The organism is Dorea amylophila (assembly GCF_025567265.1).
In the GTDB taxonomy this organism is placed as follows: Bacteria; Bacillota; Clostridia; order Lachnospirales; family Lachnospiraceae; genus Dorea_A; species Dorea_A amylophila.
Genome location: NZ_JAOQJW010000029.1, coordinates 43268 through 49638 on the forward strand (window position 1 = coordinate 43268; position 6371 = coordinate 49638).

5 protein-coding genes are annotated in these 6371 nt (G+C 42.8%); 4 read left to right on the forward strand and 1 reads right to left on the reverse strand.

Annotation, left to right across the window (positions count from 1 at the left end):
* Positions 1-60 precede the first annotated feature (60 nt).
* From OCV72_RS15340 to radA, 4 genes are read left to right on the forward strand one after another with little or no spacing between them, the layout of a single operon-like run.
* Positions 61-432 carry a GntR family transcriptional regulator gene (locus tag OCV72_RS15340; RefSeq protein WP_055284684.1) on the forward strand — a complete coding sequence of 124 codons (372 nt, stop codon included), beginning with the start codon at positions 61-63 and terminating at the stop codon, positions 430-432.
* 20 nt (positions 433-452) lie between these two features.
* Complete coding sequence (locus OCV72_RS15345) at positions 453-2888, forward strand: ATP-dependent Clp protease ATP-binding subunit (protein ID WP_055284686.1); 2436 nt, start codon at positions 453-455, stop codon at positions 2886-2888.
* Positions 2889-2944: 56 nt separating this feature from the next.
* Positions 2945-3358: a hypothetical protein gene (locus OCV72_RS15350; protein WP_028086926.1), complete on the forward strand. Its 414-nt coding sequence runs from the start codon at positions 2945-2947 to the stop codon at positions 3356-3358.
* A complete protein-coding gene (radA, locus tag OCV72_RS15355) occupies positions 3358-4725 on the forward strand; it encodes a DNA repair protein RadA (RefSeq protein ID WP_055284688.1) in 1368 nt (455 codons plus the stop codon). Before OCV72_RS15350 ends, radA begins: the two co-directional genes overlap by 1 nt.
* A gap of 81 nt (positions 4726-4806) precedes the next feature.
* Here radA and OCV72_RS15360 read toward each other — a convergent pair whose 3' ends face one another.
* Entirely contained in the window at positions 4807-5988 is a 1182-nt protein-coding gene (locus OCV72_RS15360; protein WP_055284690.1) for an MFS transporter, read from the reverse strand.
* Positions 5989-6371 lie beyond the last annotated feature (383 nt).

The following is a 6371-nucleotide window of genomic DNA, read 5'->3' on the forward strand; positions in this document are numbered from 1 at the left end:
TTTTTAATTGTGTTATAGTATCCATATAACAAAAGAAAAAGACAGATAACAGGTGATGAGATGTTGATAGAAATTGATTTTAACAGCAGCGAGGCAATCTATGTACAACTGCAGAATCAGATTATCATGGGGATTGCAACAGACATGATTCGGGAGGGAGATACCTTACCGTCTGTCAGACAGCTGGCGGATACTGTGGGAATTAATATGCATACGGTGAATAAAGCGTATTCGATCTTACGGCAGGAAGGGTTCATCCAGTTGGACAGAAGAAGAGGAGCCGTAGTCGCCATTGATGCGGACAAGGCACAGGCAATGTTAAAACTCAGGGAAAAGCTTGCAATATTACTTGCAAAAGGATGCTGCAAGAATATTGGAAGAGAAGATGTGCATGCATTGGTGGATGAGATATTTGACGAGTATAGAAGATAGGCAGAAAGGAACAAAAAGGCATGGATTATACAAGGCAGGCTAAGGAAGTGCTGAAGATTGCAGAAAAAAGTGCGAAGGAGATGGCGCACCCTTATGTAGGAACAGAACATCTGCTTCTGGGACTCAGAAAGGTGTATACCGGCGTAGCGGCGCAGGTTCTGGGAATGAACGGGGTAGATGAGGAAAATATACAGAAAGTGATGTCCGAACTGATCTCTCCTGCAGGTGAGATGCCAGGCAGAAAGAAACCAGAATACAGTCCGAGACTGGAATATATTCTGGAAGACAGTAAGACAGAGGCAGAACAGTTCCGCTCAGAAGAGATTGGAACAGAACATATGCTGACGGCACTTATCCGTGATATGGATTGTGTTGCTGCAAAGATCCTGACTACGTTAGGTGCGAATCTTCAGAAGATCTATCAGGAAATATTTGAAACTGTCGGGATCGATCCGAAGATGTATCAGGAAGAATATGGACCGGAAGAGGGGAGAAAGAACGGAGTATTGGATCAGTATGGTACCGATCTGACAGCAGAAGCAGAAGAAGGAAAGCTCGATCCGGTCATCGGAAGAGAAGAAGAAATCGGACGGCTGATGCAGGTCTTAAGCAGACGCACAAAGAACAATCCCTGTCTGGTCGGGGAACCGGGTGTTGGTAAGACAGCAGTCATCGAAGGGCTTGCAACACAGATTGCAGAAGGCATCGTGCCGGAAGGAATCAGGGGAAAACGTATCTATACCATGGATCTGGCAAGTATGATCGCCGGATCAAAATACCGCGGAGAATTCGAAGAACGTATGAAACGTCTGATTCAGGAGGTGAAGGCGGCAGGTAATATCATTCTGTTTCTGGATGAAGTGCATACGATCATTGGTGCGGGTGGTGCAGAAGGAGCGATGGATGCGTCTAATATTCTGAAGCCGTCCCTTGCAAGAGGAGAACTGCAGCTGATCGGTGCCACAACGATCGTGGAATACCGCAAATATATTGAAAAAGATGCGGCACTGGAAAGAAGATTCCAGCCAATCACGGTAGAAGAACCAGATAAAAATCAGTGTCTGGAGATACTGAAAGGTCTGCGCTCCAGATATGAAAAACATCATAAAGTAAAGATAAGAGAAGAAGCACTGGAGGCAGCAGTCAGCTATTCCAACCGCTATATCAATGACCGTTTTCTTCCGGATAAGGCGATTGATGTTGTGGATGAAGCATGCTCAAAAGTAAGCTTGCGTGGATTTAAAGTACCGGAAAATGTATATAAACTGGAAAAGGCACAGACGGAACTTGCAAAGGAACTGGAAGAAGCAATTCAAAGCGGCAATATCATTGAGGCATCCATGCTTCATAAAGAATTAAAGGATGCAGAAGAGAAATCAGAACAAATCAAGAAACGTATTCACAAGAAGAATGATGCAAAGCATCTGGAAGTAACGGAAGAAGATATTGCAGAGGTCGTATCACAGTGGACGAAGATTCCGGTAAGTCGTCTGGCTGAGTCAGAAAGCACAAGGTTAAATAAGCTTGAACAGACACTTCATAAGCGTGTGGTCGGGCAGGATGAAGCGGTAACAGCAGTAGCAAAATCTATCAAGCGCGGAAGGGTCGGACTGAAAGATCCAAAGCGTCCGATCGGTTCGTTCTTATTCCTGGGGCCAACAGGAGTCGGAAAGACAGAATTATCCAAAGCTCTTGCGGAAGCTCTCTTTGGAGATGAGAATTCTATGATCCGTGTAGATATGTCTGAATATATGGAAAAGCATAGTGTGGCAAAGCTGATTGGTTCGCCTCCGGGATATGTCGGACACGATGACGGTGGACAGCTTAGCGAACAGGTGAGAAGACATCCATATTCCGTCATCTTGCTTGATGAGATAGAAAAAGCACATCCGGATGTGTTTAATATCTTTTTGCAGGTGTTAGATGACGGGCACATTACAGATTCACAGGGAAGAAAGGTGGATTTTTCGAATACTGTGATCATTATGACATCTAATGCCGGAGCACAGTCAATCATCGATCCGAAAAAGCTGGGCTTTAATACAAAAGAAGATGCCGCAGGAGATTATAAGCGGATGAAGAATAACGTTATGAATGAGATCAAGTTTATCTTCCGTCCGGAATTTTTGAACCGTATTGATGAAATTTTGGTATTCCATCCACTGACAGTTGAGCAGATGCAGAAGATTGTGGGATTGATGTGCAGAGAACTGATCAAACGTGCAAAAGATCAGCTTGGAATCGATCTTACGATTCGTGATTCTGTGAAAAAGCATATTGTAGAGACTGGTATGGATAAGAAGTATGGGGCAAGACCACTCAGACGCGCTGTACAGAATCAGTTAGAGGATAAACTTGCCGAGGCGATTTTAAGTGGGGAAATCAGAAGAAATATGAAAGTTGTTGTTGGAATCTCTAAAAAAGAAATTAAATTTACGGCAAAGACTACAAATTAAAAATATTTTATTATATAATAGAATGAACGAAAGAAGAACCTTAGGAGGACAAGAAAATGGCAGCAGTGAAAGAGCTTTTAAGAGCTGAAACAGACGGTACACTTAGTTTTGGAGATTATACATTAGACAGCAAAACTAAGTTAGACGGATTCGAATTTCAGGGGGATATCTACAAAGTTAAGACGTTCAAAGAGATTACAAAATTAGAAAAGAACGGAATGTTTGTATACGAATCCGTACCGGGAACTGCAGTAGAGAATTTCAAGGCAACAGAGAACGTAGTTTCGTTTAAAGTATGTGGAGAGACAGATTTTCAGTTTACACTTGGAATGGAAGCGGATGCAGAGTATGTTGTATACATGGATGATGTGAATATCGGAGACATGACAACAAACTTAAGTGGAAAACTCAGCGTAAGTGCAGAAGCAGATCCGGGAAAAGAGATTGGAATTAAAGTCGTAAGAAAATAATGGCAAAAATAAAGAAAAGTATATATTTCTGTCAGAATTGCGGACATGAAGAAAGCAAGTGGCTGGGGCAGTGCCCAATGTGCAAAGAGTGGAATACATTTGTGGAGGAAAAGGTGAGTACTCCGGCAGCCGGTGTATCCAGAGGCAGCAGTGTGGCAAAGAAAAAGAGTCAGATTGTGACTTTATCCAGTGTATCAACGACAGATGAAGAACGAACAAAAACTGGAATAAAAGAATTAGACAGAGTATTAGGCGGGGGAATCGTACAAGGTTCCCTCGTATTAGTAGGTGGGGATCCCGGAATCGGAAAATCAACACTGCTGCTTCAGGTGTGCCAGAAGCTGGCAGCCAGGCAGAAGAAGGTGCTTTATATTTCCGGAGAGGAATCATTGAAGCAGATTAAATTGCGTGCAAATCGAATGGGAGAATTCGCGGATAGTCTCTTTTTATTATGTGAGACGAATCTGGCAGCAATTCAAAGTGTGATTGAGAAAGAAACGCCGGATGTTGTTGTGATTGATTCGATTCAGACAATGTATAATGAAGAAGTGTCATCTGCACCGGGAAGCGTATCCCAGGTGCGGGAATCAACAAATGTACTGATGCAGCTGGCAAAGGGGCTGAATATCTCGACTTTTATCGTGGGACATGTGACAAAGGAAGGAACGGTTGCAGGCCCGAGAGTACTGGAACATATGGTGGATACAGTACTTTATTTTGAAGGCGACAGGCATGCATCATACCGGATACTCCGAGGAGTGAAGAATCGTTTTGGATCAACAAATGAGATCGGCGTATTCGAGATGCGCAGAGAGGGACTATGCGAGGTAGAGAATCCTTCGGAATTCATGTTGAGTGGAAAGCCGGAGAATGCAGCCGGATCTGTGGTGGCATGTGCGATGGAAGGCACAAGACCGATGCTGATGGAGATTCAGGCACTGATCTGCAGGAGTAATTTCGGAATGCCGAGAAGAACTGCGGCAGGATTGGATTATAACCGTGTTAACCTGCTGATGGCAGTTTTGGAAAAGAGGATGGGGCTTCCATTATCCAATTACGATGCTTATGTCAATATTGCCGGCGGGATTCGTATGAATGAACCGGCAGCTGATCTGGGCATTGTAATGGCTATTGCTTCCAGTTATAAGAATAAACCAATCGCAGAAGATACGATCGTATTCGGAGAAGTTGGATTAAGCGGGGAAGTAAGGGCTGTATCTATGCCCGAGCAGAGAGTTGCAGAAGCTAAAAAACTAGGATTTAAGACTTGTATTGTGCCATCGGTTACATTGAAGTCCATTGGGAAAGTGGACGGAATCGAAGTGATCGGGGTCAGTAGCGTGAATCAGGCAATGAATTATATTTAGAACCAGTGGGGACGGAGTTTTGTGGCTTTTTTAGTGTCCCCACTGGTTCTTTTTTATTTATTGTTATGTGGTATGAGAAAACTATACTATATGAGTTTTTTTGATAACTGTTTCATACATAAAGAACATGATGCATAAAAAGACTCCCAGATAAATCGGAAAGAGTGTAATACCTATGGATCTTGCAATAATGCCAAAAAATGGAGGCATCAGACAAGTTCCAATATAGGCAAACGCCATCTGTACTCCAATAATCGACTGAGATTTGTCCGCACCAAAATGTGCGGGGGTTGAGTGAATAATGGATGGATAAATCGGTGCACATCCAAGTCCGATGAGGATAAGTCCGGTTAAAGCAATTGTTTTTCCAAAAGGAAAAATCATGGCGAAGACACCGATAAGTATGATCCCTTCACCAAGATGGATCATCTGTGAGTCATTTAGCTTAAAAGTAATGAAACCGCTGATACCTCTGCCTACAGTAATTCCAATAAAGAAGAGACTTGCGAATCCAGCTGCTTTCTCTGAAGAATAACCCAGGTGCAGAACGAGATAACTACTGGCCCAGAGAGAGGATGTCTGTTCGATTGCAGAGTAACAGAAGAAAGCAAAAAGAATTTCTCTGGCGCCTGGAATCTGAAAAATCTGCTTTAAAGTCAGGGCCGGCAAAGTACAGACAGAACTGGAATCAGGTTGTCCGGTGTTTCCTTTGTTCTGAAATTGCTTCCAAAGAGGAAGACTTATGATTAAAATAGCAGTAAGTCCAATCTGGAAAATGGAAATGTAGCGGTATCCCATAGACCACCCCTGCTTATTAGATAAAGCATATCCCATAATATAAGGTCCAATAGAGGCACCGACACCCCACATACAGTGCAGCCAGCTCATATGCCGGCTTTCGTAATGAAGTGCAACATAATTATTGAGTGCTGCATCAACACTTCCACCGCCAAGTCCGTAAGGAACTGCCCACAGACACAATGCAATAAATGAATGGCTGACAGAGAATCCAATCAAAGCAACAGCAGTAGTAGCTACACTGATGGCAGTGATTTTACCTGTACCAAGTTTTTTGGTAAGTCTGTCATTTTGCAGACTAGATATAACGGTACCGGCGGCTATGATCATGGAAATGATTCCTGCGTAAGAAACGGGTACATGAAAGACCGGATACATGGAGGGCCATGCGGAGCCCAAAAGTGCATCCGGAAGTCCGAGGCTGATGAATGCCAGATAGATTACGGCAAGTAATAAGTGAAACATATAATAGTAACTCCTTCCTTTTATATAAGAAGAATCATAAAAGAAAAGATAGACAGTGTCAAGAAAGGAAAACAGGCAATTTATATAGAAATAAGCAAGGGAAAAGAATAAAATTGTTTGAATTGTCTAAATTGCAGAAAATATAAAAACAACGTTGACAATTCAAACGCCCTTGTGGTATATTAATCTAGCTGTCGCGTTAGACAAGGCCGTGAGGTAACAGAGTCGAAGCAGAAGACGGCGGGAACTGATTACGGAAAAGCAGAGAATGCCGAATCATAATCAGAAATCTTCGGGAATTGTTCCTGAAAAAAAGAATAAAATAACAGTTGACAAACACAACTGCTTGTGATATTCTTAATAAGCTGTCGCTTGAGACAAAC